At 59.5% G+C, this 2,456-nt stretch carries 3 protein-coding genes and 1 pseudogene; 1 reads left to right on the top strand and 3 read right to left on the bottom strand.

The window, feature by feature from the left end:
- The 3 genes from AC1D01_RS30155 to AC1D01_RS30145 form a co-directional block, all read right to left on the bottom strand.
- On the bottom strand, positions 1-651 hold a 651-nt coding region (locus AC1D01_RS30155; RefSeq protein WP_477872987.1), incomplete at its 3' end, for a hypothetical protein.
- A gap of 43 nt (positions 652-694) precedes the next feature.
- Positions 695-1,513 (bottom strand): hypothetical protein, encoded by an 819-nt coding sequence (locus tag AC1D01_RS30150; RefSeq protein WP_477872986.1) that lies wholly within the window; start codon positions 1,511-1,513, stop codon positions 695-697.
- Positions 1,514-1,910: 397 nt separating this feature from the next.
- Positions 1,911-2,108, bottom strand: coding sequence for a hypothetical protein (locus AC1D01_RS30145; RefSeq protein WP_477872984.1), 198 nt, complete (start codon positions 2,106-2,108; stop codon positions 1,911-1,913).
- A gap of 153 nt (positions 2,109-2,261) precedes the next feature.
- Between AC1D01_RS30145 and AC1D01_RS30140 the strand changes: the two are divergent.
- Positions 2,262-2,456 (top strand): annotated as a pseudogene (locus AC1D01_RS30140) (IS256 family transposase); the annotation flags it as partial.

Genomic DNA, 2,456 nt, shown 5'->3' with positions numbered 1-2,456 from the left:
AGACACCTCTCTGATTTCGACGTCCCGCACGTCGATCTTGGTGCCKACAACAAACGGGAAGGTCGTAGCCGTCACTTCCGTCGAACGCTGGCCCTGCGGGATGCGGTAGCTCACGAGCGTTGTCTTCCCGCTGTTTCCTCCCTGGTAGTTGAATTGAATGCGGTAGTGCACATAGCCCGTGCAGCTGTACTTGTTGCATTCGTCCGACGAGACCCTGAACTTGAACTTGAACTCGTCATTGGACTTGTCGACGGGCCAGGAGTGCACGAATTCGGCATCGGTCGTGCACTTGCCGTCACTGCGCCCTTTTCGCGAGGACGCGCTCGACTTGGAGGCACGAGGCGCTTCTTCCTCGTCGTCGTCCTCCGGTTCGGCCGCCTTCTTGCGCCGGGATGCCGATTTGGCCGGTCGATCGTCATCGTCCGAGAACGAATCAGCGCCTGGCCACCGGCCGTTGTTTGAGGCGCACATCTGTGCCTTCATCCCGCACGTGTTGATGCACGGAACGGCGCTCGGGCCCTTGCCGCAAGCCTTGTTGCACAGCAGTTGCCCGGTGATGCACGTCGTCATCATTGCTGTCGCCGACTGCGCCCGCGCTGGCAGCGCCAGGCATGACAGCACCATCGAAGTGATCAGAAGAATCGTTTTCATCTACCCTCCGGTGTTGTGGATTGGAAGCGCAACTGCTTTCGCTTCAGTTGTTCTCGATCCTTGGCGTGACGCGCCGCCTGCGATTTGGAGCCGGTCTCGACTCCGTCACTTCATCCATCTCTTCGCTCGCGCGGTCCATCTGGTCCATTGTGTCGCGCAGGATGAGGTTAAGGCGGGCCATCATGGCCTGCTGAATGATCGAGATGCCCGGATCGCTGCTGTACTTGGTGGGCACCATGCTGGGCAGCTTCTGAATGCTGGCGATCATTTCTCGGTTGCACGCGTTCAGCGCGGCGGTGCTCTTTTCCTCGCATGCCTTCTGCATCGCCAGGTAGCTCGAGACCATCGTGTCCGCTGCCATGCCAGCTTTCAAGCCACCTTTCACCACGGGTGACGCGTAGCCGAACGTCTTGTCGACGATGTCGTTGATCTGCTGTTTGACAAGCGTTCTCACGGCCGAGATGGGTCCTGRCTTGAGGGCCGACACGAACTCATCCATGTCGGTGCCGTAGCCGCTCTTGCCCCAACTTTCTGATCGCTGGCGCTCATTGATGGCCGCATTGCATTCCGAGTAACCCTTGGACCGAGCTTTGGTCAGCTCGTCGCGTGCGTCATGCAGCTTCTGGCAGGCCGCCTTTGAGCACGTGCCGCCGCTGCTCTCGTTCGTGTTGCCTTTGTCGGCCAGACAGGCCTCGTGCTCTTCGTGCACGGCCTTGATCATCTCCCCGATCTCCTCGTTGAACTGGGAGCATTCCTCACGGCTCGACGGGTACTGGGGCGCCTCCACTTTGCTATCGATCGCGCGCCCTTTAATAACCACGCGGGTCGCATGCGCCGGGATGGTGTTGGTCAGTCCGAACACGGCGAGACAAACGCCCACGCAAACACAAGTAGACGCGCGCCGCGACGAAAGATTTTCGGCCGTTCCCATAACCCCCCCACTGGTGACGTTTCAACGCCTGTCGCGCTCCTCCGGGCCAATGGCCGGTGCGATATGTTTCGGCCGGCGCTAGCAATTCTGATCGCAATGCAAATGTCTGCATCCCTAACTTTCAGGATGAAAGGGGATCGCGATAGCCCGAACTTCTGCCCGCACCGGCTGACATCGCCCAAGACATCTCCCTGCACATGCTCGTCTCGCCGTTGTAAGGCGGCTCGATCAATAAATTGCCTAGTCCGCCTTACCACTTGATCAACGAGATTGAGCTGACAGTGAGAGCGCCGCATGCTTCTGCCGGAGCTCAACTAAAGGAAGAAGGCTAGTTGCCGACCGTGCCGTCCAGGGATGGCTGATAGGGGCAGGCACTTTGCTCTCCGCTGTCCTCATATGGCGGATCGTCGAATGGTGCGAGCGTGTTCTGAATGCACCGCTTCGTCTCGACGAACGGCTCCGAGGCGGCATCGTAGAAGTGACGGATGAGGTCCGTGCGCTGCTTAAGGAAGAAGTAGACGTCCATGACATCAAGACCCTTTGAAGGCCTTTCGTTGCCGCTGCTAGCTCCAGCCTCGAAACAGGGCCGAGCGCGCGGTTGTGCGCTCATCGGTTGGCCACCTATCGAGCCTGTCAGTAATTTTGTGTGCGAGGCATAGCATGACGACCAGGAGCATGTATGCCAAGCAAGACGAAGACGAAGAACGAGGCGATCGCTGCGAGGACGGCGGCGCTGCCGAAGATCCCGAAGGAACTGCTGGATCAATTCACTCAAGGGCCGATGACGGCCGAGGCGATAGCGGAAGCGTCGATGGCGTTCAAGAAGGCGCTGATCGAGCGGGCGCTGGGTGGCGAGCTGAGCCATCACCTGGGC

It is taken from the genome of Rhizobacter sp. P3_B12 (assembly GCF_056402895.1).
The sequence above is the reverse complement of the archived record's forward strand: the minus strand, read 5'-3'. Positions and strand labels throughout refer to the sequence as shown.